The following is a 24,645-nucleotide window of genomic DNA, read 5'->3' as shown; positions in this document are numbered from 1 at the left end:
TGCCCCCTGCGGAGTCTCCCCCGTGGAGTGCACAAACGGACCTACGGCGTGGTCGTGGGCACCGCGGTCCGCGTGGGACTGCCGTGCCCTGGTGAATTGGATGTTGCTCTTCCCGTCAGCCTCGGAGGAGGAACGTGACGGGCCCTGCATCGAGCCCCCTGGAGGGGGGCGTCTCCGGGGGCCGACCGCGCTGTCGCGTCGGATCGGCCCCGCCGGAAACTACCAGCTCGACTTGGTGATACCGGGCAGCTCGCCACGGTGCGCCATCTCGCGGAAGCAGATACGGCACAGGCCGAACTTCCGGAAGACGGCGCGCGGACGGCCGCACCGCGAGCATCGAGTATACGCCCGAACGCCGAACTTCGGCTTCCGGTTCGCCTTGGCGATCAGTGACTTCTTAGCCATCGTTAACCCCTCAGGCTTCCTTGAACGGGAAACCGAGCCGCTTGAGCAGGCTGCGGCCGTGGTCGTCGGTCGTGGCGGTGGTGACGACAGTGATGTCCATCCCACGCTGCCGGTCGACCTTGTCCGGGTCCACCTCGTGGAACATGACCTGCTCGGTCAGTCCGAAGGTGTAGTTGCCGTTCCCGTCGAACTGCTTCGGGGACAGGCCGCGGAAGTCCCTGATACGGGGCAGGGCCAGCGAGAGCAGCCGGTCGAGGAACTCCCACATCCGGTCGCCGCGCAGCGTGACGCTGACGCCGATCGGCTGACCCTCGCGCAGCTTGAACTGCGCGATGGAGTTCTTGGCCCGGTTGATCTTCGGCTTCTGCCCGGTGATCGCCGAGATGTCGGCGATCGCACCCTGGATCAGCTTCGCGTCACGAGCCGCCTCACCGACGCCCATGTTCACCACGATCTTCGTGAGACCGGGGATCTGCATGACGTTCTCGATGCCGAACTCGTCCTTGAGGCCCGCAGCGATCTCGTTGCGGTACTTCTCCTTGAGCCGCGGCATCGGAGGGGCCGTGATGTCGTTCGTAACCGTCATCAAATGTCCTTACCGGTGCGGCGGGAGACGCGAACCTTGGTTCCGTCCTCCTCGAAGCGGTAGCCCGCCCGGGTGGCCTTACCGTCCACGGCGAGCGCGACATTGCTCACGTGGATGGGAGCCTCCTTGGTCACGACCTCGCCCTGCTGGCCGCCGGCCGGGTTGGCCTTCCTGTGCTTCTTGACCAGGTTGACGCCCTCGACGATGACACGGTCTTCCTTCGGCAGGGCCTTGACGACCTTGCCGGTGGCACCCTTGTCCTTGCCGGCGAGAACGATGACCTCGTCGCCAGATTTGATCTTCATCGCTTAGAGCACCTCCGGCGCCAGCGAAATGATGCGCATGTACTTCTTGTCACGCAGCTCACGGCCGACCGGGCCGAAGATGCGGGTGCCTCGCGGGTCCCCACCGTCCTTGATGAGCACGGCAGCGTTCTCATCGAAGCGGATGTAGGAGCCGTCGGGCCGGCGGCGCTCCTTGACGGTGCGCACGATAACGGCCTTGACGACGTCGCCCTTCTTGACTCCAGCGCCAGGCAGGGCGTCCTTCACCGTGGCGACGATGGTGTCGCCGATCCCGGCGTAGCGCCGACCCGAGCCACCGAGAACACGGATGGTAAGGATCTCCTTGGCACCCGTGTTGTCGGCGACCTTGAGTCGCGACTCCTGCTGAATCACGTCTGCTCCTGATGTGATGCGTGCGGTCCACTGCCGCACGGCTAGGTGGTCTCACCCCTCGCGTCGGCGGCCGACAACGTGTGTCGGCCGCCGACAGGCCGGGGTTACTTAGCCTTCTCCAGGATCTCCACGACGCGCCAACGCTTCGTCGCGGAGAGCGGCCGGGTCTCCATCATGCGGACCCGGTCACCGACGCCACAGGAGTTCGCCTCGTCATGGGCCTTGTACTTGGTCGTCCGACGGATGACCTTGCCGTACAGGGCGTGCTTGACGCGGTCCTCGACCTCGACAACGACGGTCTTGTCCATCTTGTCGCTGACGACGTAGCCCTCGCGCACCTTGCGGTAGTTGCGGGTCGCGGTCTGGTTCTCAGTCATTCGGCTGCTTCCTTCGTCTCCTCAGCCGACTCACCAGACAGCGAAACGATGCCCAGCTCGTGCTCGCGCAGGACCGTGTAGATCCGCGCGATCTCGCGCTTGACCGTGCGAAGACGGCTGTGGTTGTCGAGCTGGCCGGTGGCGGCCTGGAAGCGGAGGTTGAAGAGCTCTTCCTTGGCTTCCTTGAGCTTCGTGACCAGGTCCTCGACGGACTGGTCGCGCAGCTCGTGGGCAGTCACGGACTTCGCCATCACTCCCCCTCCCGCGTAACAAACTTGCACTTCATCGGGAGCTTGTGCATCGCACGGCGCATGGCCTCCTTGGCCACGGCCTCGGGCACGCCCGACAGCTCGAACATCACGCGACCGGGCTTGACCGGTGCGACCCACCACTCGGGTGAACCCTTACCGGAACCCATGCGGACCTCGGCGGGCTTCTTCGTCAGCGGACGGTCCGGGAAGATGTTGATCCACACCTTGCCGCCACGCTTGATGTGACGCGTCATGGCGATACGAGCGGACTCGATCTGACGGTTCGTCACGTAGGCCGACTCCAGCGCCTGGATGCCGAACTCACCGAAGGTGACCGACGTCCCGCCCTTGGCCTTGCCACGAAGGTCCGGGTGGTGCTGCTTGCGGTACTTGACCTTACGAGGAATAAGCACGGGTCAGCTCCCCTCGGTCTTCGGAGCCTCGGCGGAAGCACCCGCCTTGGCCTCGGTGCCCTGACCGCCCGCGGCACCGCCGCGACGACGGCGCTGCGGACGCTCGCGGCGCTGGCCGCCACCGGCGGTGCGCTGCGCGGCCTGGGCGGCCTCGCGCTCGGCGCGGGTCACCGGGGCGTCGCCCTTGTAGATCCACACCTTGACGCCGATGCGACCGAACGTCGTACGGGCCTCGAAGAAGCCGTAGTCGATGTCGGCGCGCAGCGTGTGCAGCGGGACGCGACCCTCACGGTAGAACTCCGAGCGGGACATCTCGGCCCCACCCAGGCGTCCACCGCACTGGATACGGATGCCCTTGGCACCGCTCTTCATCGCGCTCTGCATGGCCTTGCGCATCGCGCGGCGGAACGCCACGCGGCTGCTCAGCTGCTCGGCGACGCCCTGGGCGACGAGCTGCGCGTCGATCTCCGGGTTCTTCACCTCGAAGACGTTCAGCTGCACCTGCTTGCCGGTCAGCTTCTCCAGGTCCGTACGGATCCGGTCGGCCTCCACGCCGCGGCGGCCGATGACGATGCCCGGCCGGGCGGTGTAGACGTCCACGCGAACACGGTCACGGGTACGCTCGATCTCGACCTTGGAGATGCCCGCGCGCTCCATGCCACGGGTCAGCATCCGACGGATCGCGACGTCTTCCTTGACGTAGTCCTTGTAGGACTTGTCGGCGTACCAACGGCTCTTGAAGTCGGTGGTGATGCCGAGGCGGAACCCGTGCGGGTTAACCTTCTGCCCCACTATCGGGTCCTTTCCTTCGTCTTGGACGAGGCGACCGCGTCATCGGCGACGACCACGGTGATGTGGCTCGTGCGCTTGGTGACACGGAAAGCCCGGCCGAAGCCTCGCGGACGAATGCGCTTCAGGGTCGGACCCTCGTCCACCCAGACGCGCTCGACCACCAGGTTCTCTCGGTCCAGCTTGTCGTTGTGCTCGGCGTTGGCGATGGCGCTAGCCAGCACCTTGCCAACGGGCTCACTCGCCGACTGGGGAGCGAACCGGAGCACCGCCTGTGCCTCGTCAGCGGGCAACCCGCGAATAAGGTCCGCCACCCGGCGAGCCTTGCGGGGCGTAACGCGGACGAACCGCGCCTGTGCCCTCGTTCCCATCGCTTTTCCCTCGCTCACGGAAAATGTCTTCTCCACTCACCGCGGAGAACATGGTTCTTACAACTGCTGCAACCGCTAACGGCGGCTACGGCGGTCTTCCTTGACGTGGCTACGGAAAGTACGCGTGGGAGCGAACTCACCGAGCTTGTGGCCGACCATCGACTCCGACACGAACACCGGAACGTGCTTGCGGCCGTCGTGGACGGCGATCGTGTGACCGATCATCTCCGGGACGATCATGGACCGCCGGGACCACGTCTTGATGACGTTCTTGGTCCCCTTCTCGTTCTGTACTTCCACCTTCTTGATGAGGTGGTCGTCGACGAAGGGACCCTTCTTAAGGCTACGTGGCATCAGACGTGCTCCTTACCGCTTCTTCTTACCGCTACGCCGACGCCGCACGATCAGCTTGTCGCTGGCCTTGTTCTTGGCCCGGGTCCGGCCTTCCTTCTTGCCCCAGGGGCTGACCGGGTGACGACCACCGGAGGTCTTGCCCTCACCACCACCGTGCGGGTGGTCGACCGGGTTCATGACCACACCACGGACGGTCGGGCGCTTGCCCTTCCACCGCGAGCGGCCGGCCTTACCCCAGTTGATGTTGGACTGCTCGGCGTTGCCGACCTGGCCGACGGTGGCGCGGCAGGTGATCTCCACCAGGCGCATTTCACCGGAGGGCATACGCAGCGTGGCGTAGCGCCCTTCCTTGGCCAGGAGCTGGATCTGAGATCCCGCGGAGCGGCCCAGCTTGGCACCGCCGCCCGGCTTCAGCTCGACCGCGTGCACGAACGTACCCGTGGGGATGTTGCGCAGCGGGAGGCAGTTGCCCGGCTTGATGTCGGACTGGGGGCCGTTCTCGACCTTGTCGCCCTGCTTGAGGCCGGCGGGCGCCAGAATGTAGCGCTTCTCACCGTCCACGTAGTGGAGCAGAGCGATGCGAGCGGTGCGGTTGGGGTCGTACTCGATGTGAGCGACCTTGGCCGGCACGCCGTCCTTGTCGTGACGACGGAAGTCGATCACGCGGTAGGCGCGCTTGTGCCCGCCACCCTGGTGACGAGCGGTGATCCGGCCGTGGCCGTTACGACCGCCCTTGGAGTGAAGCGGACGAACCAGGGACTTCTCCGGCTCCGAACGCGTGATCTCGACGAAGTCGCTCACGCTGGAGCCGCGACGACCCGGCGTCGTCGGCTTGTACTTACGAATGCCCATCTTCTTCGCGCATTCCTTTACGTGTTACTTGGTGTGTAGCGGTCAGACCCGGAAACTCACTGACCGAAGATGTCGATGCGGTCACCCTCGGCGAGGCTGACGATCGCGCGCTTCGTGTCAGGGCGCTTCCCGAAACCGAAGCGGGTGCGCTTGCGCTTACCCTTCCGGTTGATCGTGTTCACGGCCGTGACCTTCACTTCGAAGATCTTCTCGATCGCGATCTTGATCTGGGTCTTGTTGGCGTCCGGGCGAACGATGAACGTGTACTTGTTCTCGTCCATGAGCCCGTAGCTCTTCTCGGAGATCACCGGCTCGACGATGATGTCCCGGTGGTCGGCGATCCTCACTGGTCGTCCTCCTCGGACTCAGCGGCCTTGGAGGCACCGGCCGCGTGGGCCAGGAACTCGGCGTAGCCCGCCTCGGTGAAGACCACGTCGTCCGAGTAGAGGACGTCGTAGGTGTTCACCTGGTCCGCGTCGAGGATGTGGACCTCTTCGAGGTTGCGCAGGGCGCGCCGGTTGTGCTCGTCCTCGCGGGCCAGGACGACGAGAACCTTGTCGGACTCGGTGACCTGGCGCAGCGTCGTCAGAGCGGTCTGCGTGAACTTGCTCTCCGCGTCGGCGGCCACGAACTGGCCGACGACGTGGATACGGCCGTGGTTCGCCCGGTCCGAGAGGGCGCCACGCAGGGCGGCGGCCTTCATCTTCTTCGGGGTCCGCTGGCTGTAGTCACGCGGCTGGGGACCGTGAACGGTGCCACCGCCGGTGTACTGCGGAGCGCGGATCGAGCCCTGACGAGCCCGGCCGGTGCCCTTCTGGCGGTACGGCTTCTTGCCACCACCGCGGACCTCGCCGCGGGTCTTGGTGGCGTGCGTGCCCTGACGGCCGGCGGCCAGCTGGGCGTTCACGACCTGGTGGATCAGCGGAATGCTGACCTGCTGGGCGAAGACGCTCTCGGGAAGCTCGACGCTGCCCTTGGAGCCGCCCTCGGGGTTCTTGACCTCGATCTGGGCCATGACTTACTTGTCCCCCTTCACAGCGGTGCGGACGAGCACCAGACCGCCGTTGGGACCGGGCACCGCACCCTTGACCAGGATGAGGCCCTTCTCCGCGTCCACGGAGTGAACGGTCAGGTTCTGGACGGTCTTGCGCACGTTGCCCATGCGCCCGGCCATCCGCATGCCCTTGAAAACGCGGCCGGGCGTGGCGCAGCCGCCGATGGAACCGGGCGAGCGGTGCTTGCGCTGCGTACCGTGCGTGGCGGAGAGACCACGGAAACCGTGGCGCTTCATCACACCGGCGAAGCCCTTGCCCTTGCTCTTGCCCGTGACGTCGACCCTCTGGCCGGTCTCGAACGTCGCCGCGTCGACCTCCTGGCCGAGCGTGTACTCGGAGGCGTCGGTCGTGCGGACCTCGACGTAGTGGCGGCGCGGGGTCAGGTCGTTCGCGCGAAGGTAGTCGCCCAGGGGCTTGTTGACCTTGCGCGGGTTGATCTGCCCGTAGCCGAGCTGGATGGCGGAGTAGCCATCGGTGTCCGGAGTCCGGATGCGGCTCACGACGCACGGACCGGCCTTCAGGACGGTCACGGGCACGATCTTGCCCGCGTCGTCGAAGACCTGGGTCATGCCGAGCTTTTCGCCCAGAACTCCCTTGATCTGCTTGGTGGCCATGTCTGTGCGTCCTTAAAGCTTGATCTCGATGTCAACGCCGGCCGGCAGGTCGAGTCGCATGAGCGAGTCGACCGTCTTGGGGGTCGGGTCGATGATGTCGATCAGCCGCTTGTGGGTGCGCATCTCGAAGTGCTCGCGCGAGTCCTTGTACTTGTGCGGCGATCGGATGACGCAGTAAACGTTCTTCTCCGTCGGCAGCGGCACCGGGCCCGCGACCTGTGCGCCAGTTCGCGTCACGGTCTCGACGATCTTCTTCGCCGAGCTGTCGATGACCTCGTGGTCATAGGCCTTTAGCCGAATGCGGATCTTCTGTCCCGCCATGTGGCCTGTTCGTCCTTCGCTTCAGTGTCCGTAACGGTGAGCAGTCCCGGTCACAGAAGCCCAGGCCCGTCGGCGAATCCGCCGGCGTGTCGGCCGTGAGCCCCTATTCCCTTGAGAAACCGCAACAGGGCTTGCCCCTGCGGTGCGTCACCGTCACAGAGCCCGATGACGTCTTGTCAATGTGGTGGGTGGGCCGCGGTGATGCGGCCCACCCGCCACGTCGGGACGGCTCCTCGCGGGGCCATCCCGACGTTCGTATTACTTGAGGATCTTCGTGACGCGACCCGCGCCCACGGTCCGGCCACCCTCACGGATGGCGAACTTCAAGCCCTCTTCCATGGCGACCGGCTGGATGAGCTGGACGGTCATCTCGGTGTTGTCACCGGGCATGACCATCTCCGTGCCCTCCGGCAGCGTCACGACACCGGTGACGTCGGTGGTGCGGAAGTAGAACTGGGGGCGGTAGTTGTTGAAGAACGGCGTGTGGCGGCCACCCTCGTCCTTGGACAGGATGACGACCTGGCCCTCGAACTCGGTGTGCGGGGTGGTCGTGCCGGGCTTGATGACGACCTGGCCGCGCTCGACGTCCTCGCGCTTGATGCCGCGCAGGAGCAGACCGACGTTGTCACCGGCCTGGCCCTGGTCGAGCAGCTTGCGGAACATCTCAACACCGGTGACGGTGGTGGTCTGCTTGTCTTCCTTGATGCCGACGATGTCGACGGTCTCGTTCACGTTGACGATACCGCGCTCGATACGACCGGTGACGACGGTGCCGCGACCGGTGATCGAGAAGACGTCCTCGATCGGCATGAGGAAGGGCTTGTCGGTGTCACGCTCGGGCTCGGGGATGAACGAGTCCACGGTGCCCATGAGCTCCAGGACGGCCTGGCCCCACGTGGCGTCGCCCTCGAGCGCCTTGAGCGCCGAGACCTTGGTGACGGGAACGTCGTCGCCGGGGAACTCGTACTCGCTGAGGAGCTCACGGACCTCGAGCTCGACGAGCTCGAAGATCTCCTCGTCGTCCACCATGTCGGCCTTGTTCAGGGCGACGACGATGGCGGGGACGCCGACCTGGCGGGCCAGGAGCACGTGCTCCTTGGTCTGCGGCATCGGGCCGTCGGTGGCGGCCACGACCAGGATCGCACCGTCCATCTGCGCCGCACCCGTGATCATGTTCTTCACGTAGTCGGCGTGGCCGGGGCAGTCGACGTGGGCGTAGTGACGCGCCTCGGTCTGGTACTCGACGTGAGCGACGGAGATGGTGATACCGCGCTCGCGCTCCTCAGGAGCGTTGTCGATGTCCTCGAACGGAGTGAACGGGTTCAGCTCCGGGTACGCGTCGTGCAGCACCTTGGTGATGGCAGCGGTCAGCGTGGTCTTGCCGTGGTCAATGTGACCGATGGTGCCGATGTTGACGTGCGGCTTAGTCCGCTCGAACTTTTCCTTCGCCACTGGAAGTCTCCTAGACGTACAGAACTATCTGACTGTGGTCCAACCCCGCGGGCACGGGGAACAGCCTGGTTGCGTGTTCGCGACTATTCGCCGCGAACCTTCGCCACAATCTCTTGGGCGACAGCGGACGGAACCTCCGCGTAGGAGTCGAACACCATCGAGTAGTTGGCTCGACCCTGCGTACGGCTGCGCAGGTCACCCACGTAGCCGAACATTTCCGAGAGGGGCACCAGGGCCTTGACGAGACGGACACCGGAACGCTCGTCCATGGACTGAATCTGTCCACGGCGGGAGTTCAGGTCGCCCACCACATCGCCCATGTACTCCTCGGGCGTGGTGACCTCGACGGCCATCAGCGGCTCGAGGAGAGCCGGCTTCGCCAGCTTGACGGCCTCCTTGAAGGCCATCGAACCGGCGGTCTTGAACGCCATTTCCGAGGAGTCGACCTCGTGGAACTGGCCGTCCGTCAGGCGCACCTTGATGCCGACGAGCGGGTAGTGCGCGAGCACACCCAGCTCCGCGGCCTCCTGGCAGCCGGCGTCGACCGACGGGATGTACTCCCGCGGGATACGGCCACCGGTGACGGCGTTGACGAACTCGTACCCCGAAGCGGTGCCGTCCTCGGTCTGCAGCGGCTCAAGGTCGATCTTGACCTTGGCGAACTGACCGGAACCACCCGTCTGCTTCTTGTGGGTGTAGACGTGTCCTTCGACCTTCTTGCGAATGGTCTCGCGGTAGGCCACCTGCGGCTTACCGATGTTCGCCTCAACCTTGAACTCGTCGCGCATGCGGTTGACCAGCACCTCGAGGTGCAGCTCGCCCATGCCGGAGATCACGGTCTGACCGGTCTGCTCGTCCGAGGCCACCTGGAAGGAGGGGTCCTCGTCCGCCAGGCGCTGGATCGCGATGCCCAGCTTTTCCTGGTCGCTCTTGGTCTTGGGCTCGATGGCCACCTCGATGACCGGAGCCGGGAAGGTCATGGACTCCAGGACGATGGGCGACGAGGGGTCGCACAGCGTCTCACCGGTGGTGGTGTCCTTCAGACCCATGACGGCGACGATGTCACCGGCGCCGGCCTCGGCGATCTCCTCACGCTTGTTCGAGTGCATGCGGTAGATCTTGCCGATGCGCTCCTTGCGGCCCTTCAGGCTGTTCTGCACCTGGGTACCGCTGGTGAGGACACCGGAGTAGATGCGCACGTAGGTCAGCTTGCCCAGGTGCGGGTCGCTCATGATCTTGAAGACCAGAGCGGACATCGGCTCGTCCACGCTCGGCTTGCGCTCGAGCTTGGTCTCCTCGGTCTCGTCCTTGGGGTCGTGGCCCTCGATGGCGTCCACGTCCAGGGGCGAGGGGAGGTAGGCGGTGACCGCGTCGAGCAGGGGCTGAACGCCCTTGTTCTTGAACGCGGTGCCGCAGACCACGGGAACCGCGGTGCCGGCGATGGTCGCCCGACGGATCGCGACCACGAGCTGCTCCTCGGTGGGCTCCTGGCCCTCGAGGTACATCTCCATGATCTCGTCGTCGGCGTCGGCCAGCGTCTCGATGAAGGAGTCGCGGGCCTCACGGGCGGCGTCGGCGTGCGTCTCGGGGATGTCGACGGTGTCGTACATCTCGCCCAGCGCGGCCTCGTCGTTCCAGACGTAGGCCTTCATCTTCACGAGGTCGATGACGCCCTTGAAGTCGCTCTCCGCGCCGATGTTCAGCTGGATCGGCATGGCGTTCGCGCCGAGGCGCTCACGGAACATGTCGACGCAACGCTGGAACTCGGCCCCGATCTTGTCCATCTTGTTGACGAAGCAGATGCGGGGGACGTTGTAGCGGTCGGCCTGACGCCAGACCTGCTCCGACTGGGGCTCGACGCCTTCCTTGGCGTCGAACACCGCGACGGCACCGTCGAGGACACGCAGCGACCGCTCGACCTCGACCGTGAAGTCGACGTGGCCGGGCGTGTCGATGATGTTGATGGTGTGGTCGTCCCAGTGGGTGGTGGTAGCAGCCGAGGTAATGGTGATACCCCGCTCCTGCTCCTCCTTCATCCAGTCCATCGTGGCGGCGCCATCGTGGACCTCGCCCACCTTGTGGGTCACACCGGTGTAGTAGAGGATCCGCTCGGTCGTCGTGGTCTTGCCCGCGTCGATGTGGGCCATGATGCCGATGTTGCGGACCTTGGCCAGGTCAAGCACAGTCTTAGCCATGAGGCTCGTCTTCCCTAGGTCTCAAGGAATCGATTCGCCGCGGGATTACCAGCGGTAGTGGGCGAAGGCCTTGTTCGACTCGGCCATCTTGTGCGTGTCCTCACGCTTCTTGACAGCCGCGCCCAGACCGTTGCTGGCGTCCACCAGCTCGTTCATCAGACGCTCGGTCATGGTCTTCTCACGACGCTGACGCGAGTAGGAGACCAGCCAGCGCAGGGCCAGCGTGGTGGACCGGGAGGCGCGAACCTCGACCGGCACCTGGTAGGTCGCGCCACCGACACGGCGGCTGCGGACCTCGAGCGCGGGCTTGACGTTGTCCAGGGCTCGCTTGAGAACGACGAGCGGGTCCTGACCGGTCTTCTCGCGAGCGCCCTCGAGGGCGTCGTACACGACGGCCTGAGCGATGGAGCGCTTGCCGTCGAGGAGCACCTTGTTGATCAGTGCGGTGACGAGCGGCGAGCCGTAGACCGGGTCGGTGATGAGCTGGCGCTTCGGCGCCGGGCCCTTGCGCGGCATGCTTACTTCTCCTTCTTGGCGCCGTAGTGGCTACGGGCCTGCTTGCGGCCTCGGACACCCTGGGTGTCGAGCGAGCCACGGACAATTCGGTAGCGGACGCCCGGCAGGTCCTTCACACGACCACCGCGGACCAGCACGATGCTGTGCTCCTGGAGGTTGTGACCAATGCCGGGAATGTAGGCCGTGACCTCGATGCCGCTGCTCAGCTTGACGCGAGCGACCTTACGCAGAGCGGAGTTCGGCTTCTTCGGCGTAGTGGTGTAGACACGCGTGCACACACCACGACGCTGCGGACTCCCCTTCAGCGCCGGGGTCTTGTTCTTTGCGACCTTGTCCTGTCGGCCCTTGCGGACCAGCTGCTGGATGGTGGGCACCGCGTCTCCGTCTTCCTCGTGACCTACGCCGGTTCTCGTAGCCGATATCGCTATTGACCTGCTGAATTTCCCGAATCTCCCCGACCCCCGGGGTCGGGCGTGTCGGCCTCGTTCCCACGCATGGGGAAAGGATGAACACCCGGCCTTGAGGCCGATTCACAGGAGGGGGTTCACATGCGCCGCGCGCCTTGCGTCCGTCCTGAAGAGGACTGGGGCGCCGCTCACACACGTGTGACCCGTCGACTCACGGGCACAATCACACAGGCTACCGCTACCGGACCAGCCGGTCAAAACGGTGTGCGACAAGGCGAGAACAAACGGAACCGGTTCTCGCGTAGCCGTGGGTCACCACCAGTCTACGCGCTCTCCGAAGCGCTTCGTCCCGTGTTCCGTCGAGACGATCGGTGAAGTGCCGTCTTGGGGGAACGGCCGCTTCCGGAGGCTTCATTGTCCCCCGAAAGCGGCCGCGTGGCTACAGGAACAGCCAGAGGGCGACGGAGATCACCGTGACCAGGATGCCGAGCACCGCGAACACGGTGCCGGTGGTGATCAGACCGAGACCGTCGAGGGCCCCCCGCGAGCGCCGGATCGTCTTCTTGGCCTTGGGGCCGGTGACGAACAACGCGAGGATCGCGGTGATCACGCCGAGGACCGGGATCAGCGAGGCCACACCCAACCACAGGGTGCGCACTGCTCCCGGATCGGTGTCGGCGAGGAAGTCGACGCTGTCGTACCCGGGGTAGGCGTCGCCGGCCTCCCCACCGAGGGGACGGTCCTCGAAGCCCGGGAAGTCCTCGGCGATGCGGTCGCGACGACGCCGGGACGCCTTGGGCCGGTCGGTCATCCCGTAGTCGGCGGGGGTGAACCCGTCGTCGTAGTCGGGGTCCTCGACGTCGTCCCCCCGACGGTCCCGTTCGTCGTCGTCGACGTCCGGGTCCGCGTCCGCGCCGTTCCAGGCGTCGGCGGTGTCCCGGTCGGAGGAACCGAAGGGCGAGCCCAGGTCCGAGGGGACCCCGGCGGCGACCCCGCCGGAGCGGTCGTCGTACCCCGACTCGTCGTCCTCGTCGTAGCCCCGGTCGTCGTAGCCGCGATCGTCATAGTCGCGGTCGTCGTAGCCCCGATCGTCGTGATCCTGATCGAAGGCGGAACCTCCGTAACCCGACCCCGCGTACCCGCTGTCCTCGTATCCCCGAGCACCGAGGCCGGATTCGTCGTGGCCGGCGTCACCGTGGGTCCCGTACCCCGCGTCCGCGTAGCCGCGGTCGTAGTAGCCCAGCTCGTCGTAGCCGTCCGTGTCCCGGGCTCCGGAAGGTCCGTCGTCCCGGCCGTGGCCGTCCGCGCCGCGACCGTCGAAGCCGAGTTCGTCGTAGGGTGCGGCGGACCGGGCGTCGGACCCGTACCCGGACGAGGCGCCACCGAAGTCGGACGTACTGAAGATCTGGGTGGCGCCCTCAGCGCCCCGACTCCAGGACGGTGCCTCCGTGGTGGGGAACGGGTCGGCGGAGGCCGCGTCGTCCTCACCCCACGTCGGTTCCGCGTACCGGTCGGACGCGTGGGCGTCGGACCGCCGGTCCTCGTCCTCCCTGGCCTTGGCGCGGGACTGCAGATCCGCGATGGCCGCGAGCGGGTCGTCGGAACCGGCCACGTCGGTGAAGGGTCGCCCGGTCTCGGGAGCGTCCTCACGATCGGTGCGCCACTCGTCGAAGCCCGACGGCTCCGGGTCGGCCTCGTCCCGACGGCGACGCTCCGCCTCCCGGACCACGTCCGGCAGGCGCGGGTCGTTGCGGTCGAAGGCCCAGGTGTTGCCCGTGCCACCGCCCAGACCGTCGTCGTGGGCGGGCGTGGCCGAGGACGACGGGGCGGAGAGTTCGTCGTAGGGCTCGTAGGACTCCCGCGCACGCTCCGTTCCCGTTTCCTCCCCCGAGGCGAACCGGTCGTCGGTGTACCGGCGGTCCTCCAGGTAGGAGGGGGCGGGGTCGACCCACCCCGCGGCGTCGGGTTCGGTCCAAGGCTCGGTGGTCCCGGCGCCCTTCCAGTCGTCCCCGGTGTCGGGGGTGGGGCTCCAGCTGTCCAGACCGTCGGTGTCGCGCCGGTCCGTGGTCTCCTCCGCGGAGTAGGGGGAGGTGTCCCACCGGTCGTCGCCGCGGGGGCCGGTGAGCGGGTCGTCGATGTTCGACTCGGAGCCCGCGTAACCGGGGGTCCGGCCCCACGCGTAGGGGTCGACCCGGTCGTCGGTCGTCGAGGACCCCGCCGCGCGACCGTCGACGCTCCCGGACGACCACGAGTCGTTGCCCGAGGTGCCCCAGGTGTCGGGGGCCGACAGGGATCCGTGCTCCTCCGGCCCCTCCGGGGGCAGGGGGACCTGGGCGCTTGCGGCGATGCCGGGGTAGCCGCCGGACGGGACGGAGGTCTCCGGCCGGTCGTGGTCGACATCGGGTGCGGATCCGGTGCCCCACTCGGACCCGGTGATGGACCCGGTCCCCCAGGTCGGCTCGGCGGGCTCGGGGTTCCAGGACGCGGTCTCCGGCGTCCGGGTGTCCCACCGGTCCCAGGAGGACTCGTCGTGGGAGGGGGTCCCCTGGTCGGCCGGCGGTACGGCGCCGGCGGAGTCCGCGGCGGAACCGAGGTCGGTCGTTCCGGCCGGCCAGAGCGGTTCGGCCGGGTCACGCGGCTCGGCGGGTGCATCCCAGGCGGGGGCGGCGGAGGAACCGGTGTCCCCCACACCCCACTCCCCCACCGTGGAGGAGGCCTCGGCCGGTGTCTCTCCGGCCGCACCGGTGTCCGCGCCCCACCCCGAGGAGGAGGACGGGGACCATGACGAGTCCGGGTTCTCCCAGGCGGGCGGCTGCTCGCCGGGGATCCGGGTCACCGGACGGTACGCACCGGTGCCCGCGCCCGGGTAGGAGAGGCCCGGAGGGCCCTGGGGCTCCGGGTTCGCCGGAGGCGTGGGCGGCGCGCCCAGGGCGTCCGGGTACGGCTCGACCAGGGCCGGGCGCGACGCGCTCAGCCCCGCGTAGCCACCACTGTCCGGGAAGACCGCGCTCGCTCCCCCCGAAGCGTCGCTCTCGGGCTCGCCCCCGTGCTCCATGGGGTCCTGGTAGTCGGACTGCTTGCGGAAACGGTTCTCACTGGGCTTGAACCAGGAGTCCGCGTCCTCTTCGGACGACCGGTTCCCCGGCTCTCCGCCCCCGTTATCGGTCACTTGCCTGCTCTCCCGCCGGCGCCGTGGCGCCCTCTCCCCGTCAACACAGCGGTGTGTCGACCCACAACGACGAAACGGCGGCGGGGCCACCCCCGGGTCGGGGGTGGCTGACCGCCGCCGTCAGCTCAGCCAACGTTCAGTTCGGCTGCTTACCGGTTGTACGGCCCGAAGTCGTACTCCTCCAGCGGCACGGCCTCGCCCGAGCCCTGACCGAAGGTGTACTCACTCGGCTCCTCGTAGCCGGAGACCGAGTACATCGAGGCCTTGGCCTCCTCGGTCGGCTCGACCCGAATGTTCCGGTACTGGGGAATACCCGTACCGGCCGGGATGAGCTTACCGATGATCACGTTCTCCTTCAGGCCGAGCAGTGGGTCGCTCTTGCCGTGGATCGCGTTCTCGGTGAGCACCCGGGTGGTCTCCTGGAAGGAGGCCGCGGACAGCCAGGACTCCGTGGCCAGCGAGGCCTTGGTGATACCCAGCAGGACCGGACGTCCGGCGGCGGGCTGGCCGCCCTCGGACACCACGCGCCGGTTGATGCGCTCGAACTTCGGCCGCTCGACCATCTCACCGGGCAGCAGCTCGGTGTCGCCCGACTCCAGGATGTTCACACGCTTGAGCATCTGGCGGACGATGATCTCGATGTGCTTGTCGTGGATGGAGACACCCTGCGACTTGTACACCTCCTGGACCTCCGACACGAGGTGCTGCTGCACCGCGCGCGGGCCTTGGATGCGGAGCACCTCGTGCGGGTTGATCGCACCCTGGATGAGCTGCTGGCCGACCTTGACGTGGTCGCCGTCGCTCACCAGGAGCTGCGCACGCATCGGGACCGGGTAGGCGATCTCGTCCGTGCCGTCGTCGGGAATGACGACGATCTTGCGGCTCTTCTCGGTGTCGTCGACCCGGATCCGGCCCTCCATCTCGGAGATCGGGGCCACACCCTTGGGGACGCGGGCCTCGAAGAGCTCCTGGACACGGGGCAGACCGTGGGTGATGTCCTGACCGGCCGAACCACCCATGTGGAAGGTCCGCATGGTCAGCTGGGTACCGGGCTCACCGATGGACTGGGCCGCGATGATACCGATCGCCTCACCGACGTCCACCGGCTTGCCGGTCGCCATGGAGCGGCCGTAGCAGGTGGTGCAGACACCGATCTTGGCCTCGCAGGTCAGCGACGAGCGGATGCGCACGCGGGTGATCCCGGCGGCGACCAGCTTGTCGATGTTCTGCTCGGAGCTGTCGGACAGCGCGGGAAGCACGACCTTGCCGTCGGCGTCCAGCACCTCCTCCGAGAGGGTGCGGCCGAAACCGGTGTTCTCGACGTTGTGCTTGCGCACGACGACACCGGCGGCGTTCTTCTCGCCGATCTCGTGCCACAGGGAACGGTCGGTACCGCAGTCCACCTCACGGACGATGACGTCCTGGGCGACGTCCACCAGACGACGGGTCAGGTAACCCGAGTCGGCGGTACGCAGAGCGGTGTCGGCCAGACCCTTGCGCTGACCGTGCGTGGAGATGAAGTACTCCAGCACGGACAGGCCCTCACGGTAGGAGGACTTGATCGGACGCGGGATCGTCTCACCCTTGGTGTTGGAGACCAGACCACGGATACCGGCGATCTGGCGCACCTGCATCGGGTTACCACGCGCACCGGACTGGACCATCATCCACACCGGGTTGTCGGCGGGGAAGTTGTCCTCCATGTTCTTGGCGACCTCGGCGGTCGCCTCGGTCCACAGCTCCGTGAGCTCCTTGCGGCGCTCGTCGTCGGTGATCAGACCGCGGTCGTACTCGCGCTGCAGCTTGTCGGCCTTGCGCTCGTAGCCCGAGAGGATCTCCGCCTTCTGCGGCGGGGCGACGACGTCTTCGATGCCGATGGTCAGACCGGACCGGGTGGCCCAGCGGTAACCGGCGTCCTTGAGGGCGTCCAGCGTCGTGGCGACCTGGACCTTCGGGTAGTTCTCGGCGAGGTCGTTGACCAGGGTCGAGACCTGCTTCTTGCCCACCTGGAAGTTGACGTACGGGTAGTCGACCGGGGTGGCCTCGTTGAAGAGGTACCGACCCAGGGTGGTCTCCAGCACGTACACGTCGCCCTGCTGCCAGCCCTCCGGCGGCGTCCAGTCCTTCGGCGCCGGGGCGCCGTCGGCGATCCGCAGGCGGATCTTCGCCTGCAGGTCGAGGTCGCCCAGGTCGTAGGCCATGATGGCCTCCGCCGGGGAGCGGAACGCGCGACCCTCGCCCGCGGCTCCGGACCGCTCCGTCGTCAGGTAGTACAGGCCGATGATCATGTCCTGGGTGGGCATGGTCACGGGCTTGCCGTCGGACGGCTTGAGGATGTTGTTCGTGGCCAGCATCAGCAGCCGCGCCTCGGCCTGGGCCTCGGCGGACAGCGGAAGGTGCACGGCCATCTGGTCACCGTCGAAGTCCGCGTTGAACGCGGTGCACACGAGCGGGTGGATCTGGATGGCCTTGCCCTCGACCAGCTGCGGCTCGAAGGCCTGGATGCCCAGGCGGTGCAGCGTCGGCGCACGGTTGAGCAGAACCGGGTGCTCGGTGATGACCTCTTCGAGGACGTCCCACACGACCGGGCGGGACCGCTCGACCATGCGCTTGGCGCTCTTGATGTTCTGCGCGTGGTTCAGGTCGACCAGACGCTTCATCACGAACGGCTTGAACAGCTCCAGGGCCATCTGCTTGGGCAGACCGCACTGGTGCAGCTTCAGCTGCGGGCCGACGACGATGACCGAACGGCCGGAGTAGTCGACTCGCTTGCCCAGCAGGTTCTGACGGAACCGGCCCTGCTTGCCCTTGAGCATGTCGGACAGCGACTTGAGCGGGCGGTTACCGGGACCGGTGACCGGGCGTCCACGGCGACCGTTGTCGAACAGCGCGTCGACGGCCTCCTGGAGCATCCGCTTCTCGTTGTTGACGATGATCTCGGGCGCGCCCAGGTCCAGAAGCCGCTTGAGGCGGTTGTTCCGGTTGATGACACGGCGGTACAGGTCGTTGAGGTCGGAGGTCGCGAAGCGGCCACCGTCCAGCTGCACCATCGGACGCAGGTCCGGCGGGATGACCGGGATGCAGTCCAGCACCATGCCCATGGGGCTGTTGGTGGTGTTGAGGAACGCCGAGACGACCTTGAGCCGCTTCAGGGCACGGGCCTTCTTCTGGCCCTTGCCGGTGCGGATGGTCTCCCGGAGCTTCTCCGCCTCCTCGTCCAGCTCGAAGTTGGACAGGCGGTCCTGGATGGCCTGAGCGCCCATGCCACCGCGGAAGTACTTCCCGAAGCGGTCCCGCATCTCGCGGTAGAGCATCTCGTCGCCCTCGAGGTCCTGGACCTTGAGGTTCTTGAACCGGCTCCAGACCTCGTCGAGGCGGTCGATCTCGCGCTGGGCACGGTCGCGCAGCTGGCGCATCTCGCGCTCCGCGCCCTCGCGCACCTTGCGACGGGCGTCGCCCTTGGCGCCCTGCTCCTCGAGCTCGGCCAGGTCGGCCTCGAGCTTGCGGTGACGCTCCTCGATGGTGGAGTCGCGGCGCTGCTCCAGGTGCTGCTTCTCGACCGAGATCCGGGCTTCGAGCGACTGCAGGTCGCGCTCGCGGGCCTCGGTGTCCACCCACGTGACCATGTAGGCGGCGAAGTAGATGATCTTCTCGAGATCCTTCGGCGCCAGGTCCAGCAGGTAGCCCAGACGCGAGGGCACACCCTTGAAGTACCAGATGTGCGTGACGGGCGCGGCCAGTTCGATGTGGCCCATCCGCTCACGACGCACCTTGGCGCGGGTCACCTCGACGCCGCAGCGCTCACAGATGATGCCCTTGAAGCGAACGCGCTTGTACTTGCCGCAGTAGCACTCCCAGTCCCGGGTCGGACCGAAGATCTTCTCGCAGAAGAGTCCGTCCTTCTCGGGCTTGAGGGTGCGGTAGTTGATGGTTTCGGGCTTCTTGACCTCGCCGTGCGACCACTGGCGGATGTCCTCGGCCGTGGCGAGACCGATGCGCAGCTCGTCGAAGAAGTTGACGTCGAGCACTTAATTCGTCCCCTGCTCTCGAAGAATGCGGAAGTTAGACTTCTTCGACACTGCTCGGCTCGCGCCGACCCAGGTCGATTCCCAGTTCTTCCGCCGCGCGGAAGACGTCCTCGTCGCTGTCCCGCATCTCGATGGACATACCGTCACTGGACAGCACCTCCACGTTCAGACAGAGCGACTGCATCTCCTTGATGAGCACCTTGAAGGACTCAGGGATGCCCGGCTCGGGGATGTTCTCGCCCTTGACGATGGCCTCGTAGACCTTGACCCGGCCCACCACGTCGTCGGACTTGATGGTGAGCAGTTCCTGGAGCGCGTAGGCGGCACCGTAGGCCTCCAGCGCCCAGACCTCCATCTCACCGAAGCGCTGACCACCGAACTGCGCCTTACCACCCAGCGGCTGCTGCGTGATCATGGAGTACGGACCGGTGGAGCGGGCGTGGATCTTGTCGTCCACGAGGTGGTGGAGCTTCAGGATGTACTTGTAACCGACGGAGATCGGCTCGGCGAAGGGCTCACCGGTACGGCCGTCGAACAGGCGGGCCTTGCCGTCATCGTTGATGAGGCGGTTGCCGTCCACGTTCGGGCGGACCGACTTGATGAGACCGCTGAGCTCGTCACCGTGCAGACCGTCGAAGACCGGCGTGGCCACACGCGAGTCCGGGTCGACCTCGGCGGCACCGATGTCGTGGAGCGACTTCTGCCACTCCTCGTCCAGTCCCTCGACGACCCAACCGTTCTTGGCCAACCATCCCAGGTGGACCTCCAGTACCTGGCCGACGTTCATACGGCCGGGCACACCGAGCGGGTTGAGGATGATGTCGACGGGGGTGCCGTCCTCCAGGAAGGGCATGTCCTCCTGGGGCAGGATCTTGGAGATGACGCCCTTGTTGCCGTGTCGACCGGCGAGCTTGTCACCATCGGTGATCTTGCGCTTCTGGGCCACGTAGACGCGGACCATCTCGTTGACGCCGGGAGCGAGCTCGTCGCCCTCCTCGCGGCTGAAGACGCGCACGCCGATGACCTTGCCGGTCTCACCGTGCGGCACCTTCAGGGAGGTGTCGCGGACCTCGCGGGCCTTCTCACCGAAGATGGCGCGCAGCAGACGCTCCTCCGGGGTCAGCTCGGTCTCACCCTTGGGCGTGACCTTGCCGACGAGGATGTCGCCGTCGACGACCTCGGCACCGATCCGGATGATGCCCCGGTCGTCGAGGTCGGCCAGGACCTCCTCGCTGACGTTGGGGATCTCCCGGGTGATCTCCTCCGGGCCCAGCTTGGTGTCACGGGCGTCGACCTCGTGCTCCTCGATGTGGATCGAGGAGAGGACGTCGTCCTGCACCAGACGCTGGGAGAGGATGATCGCGTCCTCGTAGTTGTGACCCTCCCAGGACATGTACGCCACGAGGAGGTTCTTGCCCAGCGACATCTCGCCCTGGTCCGTGGAGGGACCGTCGGCCAGGACCTTCTTGGCCTCGACCCGCTGACCCTCGTAGACGATGGGACGCTGGTTGAAGCAGGTGCCCTGGTTGGAGCGCTGGAACTTGCCCATCCGGTACGTCTTGCGCGTGCCGTCGTCGGCCATCACGGTGACGTAGTCGGCGGTGACGTCCTCGACGACACCGTCCTTCTCGTTGAGGATGACCTCACCGGCGTCGGTGGCGGCGCGGTACTCCATGCCGGTGCCGACGAACGGCGACTCGGCGCGCAGCAGCGGCACGGCCTGGCGCTGCATGTTGGAACCCATGAGCGCGCGGTTGGCGTCGTCGTGCTCCAGGAACGGGATCATGGCGGTGGCGACCGACACCATCTGGCGCGGCGACACGTCCATGTAGTCGACCTCGCCGGTGCCGACCTGCTCGAACTCCCCGCCCTTACGGCGGACCAGCACACCGTCCTCGGCGAAGGTGCCGTCGGCGTTCATCGGCGTGTTGGCCTGCGCGATGACGTAGAGGTCCTCCTCGTCCGCGGTGAGGTAGTCGACCCGGTCGGTGATCCGACCCTCGACGACCTTGCGGTACGGGGTCTCCACGAAACCGAAGGAGTTCACGCGGCCGTAGGCGGCGAGCGAACCGATCAGACCGATGTTGGGACCCTCAGGGGTCTCGATCGGGCACATACGGCCGTAGTGGGACGGGTGGACGTCTCGGACCTCGAAGCCCGCGCGCTCACGCGACAGACCACCCGGACCCAGCGCCGAGAGACGACGCTTGTGGGTCAAGCCCGCGAGCGGGTTGGTCTGGTCCATGAACTGGGACAGCTGCGAGGTGCCGAAGAACTCCTTGATGGAGGCCACGACGGGACGGATGTTGATCAGGGTCTGCGGCGTGATCGCCTCGACGTCCTGAGTCGTCATCCGCTCGCGCACGACGCGCTCCATGCGGGCCAGACCCAGGCGGACCTGGTTCTGGATGAGCTCGCCGACGGTGCGCAGGCGACGGTTGCCGAAGTGGTCGATGTCGTCGGTCTCGATCGGGCGGAGGCCGAGGACGGTCTCCTTCTCGATCTCGCCCGCGTGCAGGCGGACGAGGTAGTCGATCGTGGCGACGATGTCCTCTTCGGTGAGGGTCCCCTGGGTGTAGTCGGTGTCGAGACCGAGCTTCTTGTTGATCTTGTAGCGGCCGACCTTGGCCAGGTCGTAGCGCTTGGGGTTGAAGTACAGGTTCTCCAACAGCGCCTGGGCCGACTCCTTCGTGGGCGGCTCCCCCGGACGCAGCTTGCGGTAGATGTCCAGCAGCGCGTCGTCGGTACCCGCGGTCGGGTCCTTCTCCAGGGTGTTGCGGATCGACTCGTACTGGCCGAAGCGCTCCAGGATCTGGTCGGTGGTCCAGCCCAGCGCCTTGAGCAGGACGGTCACGCCCTGCTTGCGCTTGCGGTCGATACGGACGCCGACGAAGTCGCGCTTGTCGACCTCGAACTCCAGCCAGGCACCGCGGGAGGGGATGACCTTGCAGCCGAACAGGTCCTTGTCGGAGGTCTTGTCGACGGACTTGTCGAAGTAGACACCGGGGGACCGCACCAGCTGGGACACGACGACGCGCTCGGTGCCGTTGATGATGAAGGTGCCCTTGACGGTCATGAGCGGGAAGTCGCCCATGAACACCGTCTGGCTCTTGATCTCACCGGTGTCGTTGTTGATGAACTCCGCCGTGACGAACATCGGGGCGGAGTAGGTCATGTCCTTGTCCTTGCACTCCTCTTCGGAGTACTTGGGCGGCTCGAACCGGTGGTCGCGGAACGAGAGGGACATCGTGCCCGAGAAGTCCTCGATCGGGCTGATCTCCTCGAAGATCTCTTCGAGACCGGACTGCTCCGGAACGTCCTTGCGGCCGGCGTTGCGGGCCGTCTCGACCCGCGTCTTCCACCCGTCGTTGCCCAGCAGCCAGTCGAACGACTCGGTCTGCAGGGCCAGAAGGTTGGGAACCTCGAGGGGTTCCTGGATACGGGCGAAGGAAACGCGGTGCGGACCAAGGGCGTTAGCGGAGGCGTTGCGCGAGGCTGCCAACAGGGGTCCTTCCGAAGGCTTGTGGCGGTTGAAGCGCGCACGCCAGACGATCCGTCACGAGAAGGACCGCCGCAACGCGGTTGAGACGGTCACATCGAGCGGGAGCGGGCTTTGTCGGGATTCCGGAGTTACAAACGGAAATGCCGATAGCCGTTCACCGACACAGGGATCACCAAAGGGCAGCGCAAAAGAGCAGTGTAGCCGAACACTACACCGCTGTCCACTCACGGTCCACAACGCCACTCACGACACCGGCAGGATCACCCGTGAAGGGCGATCCGTCAAGCCCGGCGACCGCCGAAACGCGATCTTGCACGCCCCGGAGGGAGGGCCCTGGGCCATCAGGGTGAAACAGCGCGCCTGCCCCGGCCCCATGGGGGATGGTGAGCCAACGGACACCCCCGAAGGATTCCCCCGCCCCAGGCGGGTAAACACTCCCCGGCGGGTCCTTCGGGATTCCCGGGACGGGAGATTATCGCGTCCGAGGGACAGTTCGCACCCGCGCACCCCCACCGGCCCCGGCCGGATGATCCGAGGACCGCAACAGCTTCGCACACCGAAGGCCTCTGGCCTGCGACGAACACGGCGTGGTGCCGGTAATCGGAGACGATCGTCTCGACTCCGAGGGACGTTCGGAGCGCCCTCGAAGGCCCTCGGCGCACACACGAAAGCGGCCGCCCCTCCGGAGAAGGAGGAGCGGCCGCTTCAGGCAGACCAGCGGGCGGCTGAGGCCCGCGGAGGACTACTTGAGGGTGACGGTGGCGCCGGCGCCCTCGAGGGCCTCCTTGGCCTTGTCAGCGGCCTCCTTGTTGACGCCCTCGAGCAGAGCCTTGGGGGCGTTGTCGACGAGGTCCTTGGCCTCCTTGAGACCCAGGCTCGTGAGGCCGCGGACCTCCTTGATGACCTGGATCTTCTTGTCGCCGGCGGACTCGAGCACGACGTCGAACTCGGACTGCTCCTCGGCGGCCTCTTCGCCACCACCGGCACCGGGGGCGGCGACGGCCACGGCGGCCGGGGCGGCGGCGGTGACGTCGAACTTGTCCTCGAACAGCTTCACGAACTCGGAGAGCTCGAGGAGGGTCATCTCCTCGAACGCGGCAAGCAGGTCCTCGTTGCTGAGCTTCGCCATGATGCGATCTCTCTTTCTCTGAATGACACGGGCGCCAACGGCGCAGCGTGCGAGCCAGTGGCCGGGCGCCGTCGGCACCCGCCGTGGTTCAAAAGGTTTAAGCGGCTTCCTCGTTGCGCTTGTCCGCCAGAGCCTGCGCGAGACGCACAGTCTTGGAGGGCAGCGCCTGGAAGAGGGCGGCGGCCTGGCCCTGCTTGGCCTTGAGCGCACCGGCCAGCTTCGAGAGGAGAACCTCTCGGGACTCCAGATCGGCCAGCTTGGTGACCTGCTCGGCGGTCATCGACTTACCGTCGACGACAGCACCCTTGATCACCAGGGGCGAGTTCGCCTTCGAGAAGTCACGCAGACCCTTGGCGGCTTCGACGACGTCCCCGTGGACGAAGGCGATGGCGGACGGGCCTTCGAGCAGATCGCTGATCTGCTCGTCGACGCCGGCCTCCTTGACCGCGATCTTGGTCAGCGTGTTCTTGACGATGCGAAAACGCGTGTCCTGACCGAGGCTGCGGCGCAGTTCGGTGACCTGCGCCACGCTGAGCCCCCGGTATTCGGTCAGCACGGCGGCGTTCGACTCGCGGAGCTCGTCCGCGAGTTCGGCGACCGCGGCTGCCTTGTCCGGCCTCGCCATGGGACTCCTTCCAACAGTGAACGCTGGTAGTCGCCCAAGGACATCCACGATCGGCGTCAGCACGAGAAAAAGCCCCGGGCGCAGGGCGCACGGGGCAGGTCCGCGTTCTCCGCCGTGTGCTCGGCACACGGGACCAGGAACGGGAAAGCTCTGGTGACACCTGCGCGGGCGCCCATCGAGGTGGGTCCTTAGGTCACCCGAGCGGGTGACGACCAGCGGTCTTCGGCAAGTACCAACTCTAACGGACGGACGAGAGTGCTCGGACACGTCGGGCGCGGTCGGAGCATGACGGTCGTCACTCCCCCGCCTCCGCCGGGCCGGCAGGACCGAAGGCCCCGGTCGCGCCGGCGGTCGCGCGCACCCGAGCCCACCACCGCCCCGAAGGGGGTCGGGCACCCCCACCTCGCCGTCCGCGACGGCGGCGCCGTCCCGGACGGGAGCACTGATCCGTCGACGCCGCCCACTCGACGACGGCGCCGCCCGCGCCCCGCGCCGGAACACGGGCCGGTGTCCCGATCCCCACGATGACGGCGCCCACGGCGGGGTCTGGTCTCCCC

Annotated in this window: 24 protein-coding genes; all 24 read right to left on the bottom strand. The window is 66.8% G+C overall.

The annotated features are described in order from the left end of the window. Positions 1 to 219: 219 nt before the first annotated feature. On the bottom strand, positions 220 to 405 hold the full coding sequence (locus tag DSY14_RS10635) for a type Z 30S ribosomal protein S14 (protein ID WP_014912578.1): 186 nt from the start codon (positions 403 to 405) through the stop codon (positions 220 to 222). A 10-nt stretch (positions 406 to 415) separates the two neighbouring features. Then, positions 416 to 991, bottom strand: coding sequence for a 50S ribosomal protein L5 (rplE, locus tag DSY14_RS10630; RefSeq protein ID WP_211716338.1), 576 nt, complete (start codon positions 989 to 991; stop codon positions 416 to 418). After that, the gene (gene rplX / locus DSY14_RS10625; RefSeq protein ID WP_211716337.1) at positions 991 to 1,296 is read right to left on the bottom strand and encodes a 50S ribosomal protein L24; all 306 of its coding nucleotides are present in this window, start codon (positions 1,294 to 1,296) and stop codon (positions 991 to 993) included. The genes rplE and rplX overlap by 1 nt, the downstream gene beginning before the upstream one ends. A 3-nt stretch (positions 1,297 to 1,299) precedes the next feature. Next, positions 1,300 to 1,668, bottom strand: coding sequence for a 50S ribosomal protein L14 (gene rplN / locus DSY14_RS10620; RefSeq protein ID WP_014911091.1), 369 nt, complete (start codon positions 1,666 to 1,668; stop codon positions 1,300 to 1,302). Between the two features lie 104 nt (positions 1,669 to 1,772). After that, entirely contained in the window at positions 1,773 to 2,045 is a 273-nt protein-coding gene (gene rpsQ / locus DSY14_RS10615; RefSeq protein WP_211716336.1) for a 30S ribosomal protein S17, read from the bottom strand. After that, complete coding sequence (gene rpmC, locus DSY14_RS10610) at positions 2,042 to 2,296, bottom strand: 50S ribosomal protein L29 (RefSeq protein WP_211716335.1); 255 nt, start codon at positions 2,294 to 2,296, stop codon at positions 2,042 to 2,044. The genes rpsQ and rpmC overlap by 4 nt, the downstream gene beginning before the upstream one ends. Then, a complete protein-coding gene (gene rplP, locus DSY14_RS10605; protein ID WP_211716334.1) occupies positions 2,296 to 2,709 on the bottom strand; it encodes a 50S ribosomal protein L16 in 414 nt (137 codons plus the stop codon). The genes rpmC and rplP overlap by 1 nt, the downstream gene beginning before the upstream one ends. Before the next feature lie 3 nt (positions 2,710 to 2,712). Then, positions 2,713 to 3,501: a 30S ribosomal protein S3 gene (rpsC, locus tag DSY14_RS10600; protein WP_211716333.1), complete on the bottom strand. Its 789-nt coding sequence runs from the start codon at positions 3,499 to 3,501 to the stop codon at positions 2,713 to 2,715. Next, positions 3,501 to 3,869, bottom strand: a complete 369-nt coding sequence (rplV, locus tag DSY14_RS10595; protein ID WP_211716351.1) for a 50S ribosomal protein L22 — start codon at positions 3,867 to 3,869, stop codon at positions 3,501 to 3,503. Before rplV ends, rpsC begins: the two co-directional genes overlap by 1 nt. Before the next feature lie 75 nt (positions 3,870 to 3,944). Further along, entirely contained in the window at positions 3,945 to 4,223 is a 279-nt protein-coding gene (gene rpsS, locus DSY14_RS10590; RefSeq protein ID WP_053616300.1) for a 30S ribosomal protein S19, read from the bottom strand. Between the two features lie 12 nt (positions 4,224 to 4,235). Continuing rightward, positions 4,236 to 5,075, bottom strand: a complete 840-nt coding sequence (rplB, locus tag DSY14_RS10585; RefSeq protein WP_211716332.1) for a 50S ribosomal protein L2 — start codon at positions 5,073 to 5,075, stop codon at positions 4,236 to 4,238. 56 nt (positions 5,076 to 5,131) lie between these two features. Continuing rightward, positions 5,132 to 5,422 (bottom strand): 50S ribosomal protein L23, encoded by a 291-nt coding sequence (gene rplW / locus DSY14_RS10580; RefSeq protein ID WP_211716331.1) that lies wholly within the window; start codon positions 5,420 to 5,422, stop codon positions 5,132 to 5,134. Next, the gene (gene rplD, locus DSY14_RS10575; protein WP_211716330.1) at positions 5,419 to 6,090 is read right to left on the bottom strand and encodes a 50S ribosomal protein L4; all 672 of its coding nucleotides are present in this window, start codon (positions 6,088 to 6,090) and stop codon (positions 5,419 to 5,421) included. The genes rplW and rplD overlap by 4 nt, the downstream gene beginning before the upstream one ends. Positions 6,091 to 6,093: 3 nt before the next feature. Next, positions 6,094 to 6,744: a 50S ribosomal protein L3 gene (gene rplC / locus DSY14_RS10570; protein WP_211716329.1), complete on the bottom strand. Its 651-nt coding sequence runs from the start codon at positions 6,742 to 6,744 to the stop codon at positions 6,094 to 6,096. A gap of 12 nt (positions 6,745 to 6,756) precedes the next feature. Then, the gene (gene rpsJ / locus DSY14_RS10565) at positions 6,757 to 7,065 is read right to left on the bottom strand and encodes a 30S ribosomal protein S10 (protein ID WP_014908366.1); all 309 of its coding nucleotides are present in this window, start codon (positions 7,063 to 7,065) and stop codon (positions 6,757 to 6,759) included. A 258-nt stretch (positions 7,066 to 7,323) separates the two neighbouring features. Further along, positions 7,324 to 8,517, bottom strand: a complete 1,194-nt coding sequence (gene tuf, locus DSY14_RS10560) for an elongation factor Tu (RefSeq protein WP_211716328.1) — start codon at positions 8,515 to 8,517, stop codon at positions 7,324 to 7,326. Positions 8,518 to 8,600: 83 nt separating this feature from the next. Continuing rightward, on the bottom strand, positions 8,601 to 10,712 hold the full coding sequence (gene fusA / locus DSY14_RS10555; RefSeq protein ID WP_211716327.1) for an elongation factor G: 2,112 nt from the start codon (positions 10,710 to 10,712) through the stop codon (positions 8,601 to 8,603). Between the two features lie 45 nt (positions 10,713 to 10,757). After that, entirely contained in the window at positions 10,758 to 11,228 is a 471-nt protein-coding gene (rpsG, locus tag DSY14_RS10550) for a 30S ribosomal protein S7 (protein WP_184369222.1), read from the bottom strand. Positions 11,229 to 11,230: 2 nt separating this feature from the next. Next, on the bottom strand, positions 11,231 to 11,602 hold the full coding sequence (gene rpsL / locus DSY14_RS10545) for a 30S ribosomal protein S12 (protein WP_014912437.1): 372 nt from the start codon (positions 11,600 to 11,602) through the stop codon (positions 11,231 to 11,233). Positions 11,603 to 12,074: 472 nt separating this feature from the next. Next, positions 12,075 to 14,804, bottom strand: coding sequence for a hypothetical protein (locus DSY14_RS10540; protein WP_211716326.1), 2,730 nt, complete (start codon positions 14,802 to 14,804; stop codon positions 12,075 to 12,077). A 149-nt stretch (positions 14,805 to 14,953) separates the two neighbouring features. Beyond that, positions 14,954 to 18,832, bottom strand: coding sequence for a DNA-directed RNA polymerase subunit beta' (locus tag DSY14_RS10535; RefSeq protein WP_211716325.1), 3,879 nt, complete (start codon positions 18,830 to 18,832; stop codon positions 14,954 to 14,956). A gap of 34 nt (positions 18,833 to 18,866) precedes the next feature. Then, positions 18,867 to 22,334 carry a DNA-directed RNA polymerase subunit beta gene (gene rpoB, locus DSY14_RS10530; protein WP_211716324.1) on the bottom strand — a complete coding sequence of 1,156 codons (3,468 nt, stop codon included), beginning with the start codon at positions 22,332 to 22,334 and terminating at the stop codon, positions 18,867 to 18,869. 742 nt (positions 22,335 to 23,076) lie between these two features. Further along, complete coding sequence (gene rplL, locus DSY14_RS10525) at positions 23,077 to 23,463, bottom strand: 50S ribosomal protein L7/L12 (protein WP_211716323.1); 387 nt, start codon at positions 23,461 to 23,463, stop codon at positions 23,077 to 23,079. A gap of 97 nt (positions 23,464 to 23,560) precedes the next feature. Continuing rightward, positions 23,561 to 24,088: a 50S ribosomal protein L10 gene (gene rplJ / locus DSY14_RS10520; RefSeq protein WP_211716322.1), complete on the bottom strand. Its 528-nt coding sequence runs from the start codon at positions 24,086 to 24,088 to the stop codon at positions 23,561 to 23,563. Positions 24,089 to 24,645 lie beyond the last annotated feature (557 nt).

Origin of the sequence: Nocardiopsis sp. MG754419 (assembly GCF_018207095.1) — a bacterium.
Taxonomy (GTDB): domain Bacteria; phylum Actinomycetota; class Actinomycetes; order Streptosporangiales; family Streptosporangiaceae; genus Nocardiopsis.
The sequence above is the reverse complement of the archived record's forward strand: the minus strand, read 5'-3'. Positions and strand labels throughout refer to the sequence as shown.